1 protein-coding gene is annotated in these 604 nt (G+C 67.9%); it reads right to left on the bottom strand.

Features of this window, described 5'->3' with window-relative positions; all coding sequences use genetic code 11:
- Window positions 1-604, bottom strand: a 604-nt coding sequence (locus tag M3A49_RS42925; RefSeq protein ID WP_266234004.1) for a beta-ketoacyl synthase N-terminal-like domain-containing protein, incomplete at both ends; no start/stop codon positions are given.

The raw sequence follows: 604 nt of genomic DNA on the forward strand, positions 1-604 counted from the left end.
GTCGCGAACTGCAGCGGCTCGCCCTTGCGCTGCGGAATCGCCACCGGCACGATTTCCGCGTCGAAGCGGCCGGCCTTCTGCGCGGCTTCCGCCTTGTTCTGCGACAGCGCCGCAAACGCGTCCTGCTCCTCGCGCGTGATGCCGTATTCCTTCGCGACGTTTTCCGCCGTCACGCCCATGTGATACTGGTTGTACACGTCCCACAGGCCGTCGACGATCATGCTGTCGATGAGCTTCGCATCACCCATGCGGAAACCGTCGCGCGAGCCCGGCAGCACGTGCGGCGCGGCGCTCATGTTCTCCTGGCCGCCGGCCACGACGATGTCCGAATCGCCCGCGATGATCGCGTTGGCCGCGAGCATCACCGCCTTCAGGCCCGAGCCGCACACCTTGTTGATCGTCATGGCGGGAACGGCCGTGGGCAGGCCCGCCTTGATCGATGCCTGGCGCGCCACGTTCTGGCCCGAACCGGCCGTGAGCACCTGACCCATGATCACGTCGCTCACCTGCTCGGGCGTAACGCCCGCGCGCTCGAGCGCGGCCTTGATGACGATCGCGCCCAGGTCGGGCGCCGCCACCTTCGCGAGCGAACCGCCGAATTTGC

The sequence above is a fragment of the Paraburkholderia sp. CNPSo 3076 genome, assembly GCF_026343935.1.
GTDB classification, from domain to species: Bacteria; Pseudomonadota; Gammaproteobacteria; order Burkholderiales; family Burkholderiaceae; genus Paraburkholderia; species Paraburkholderia nodosa.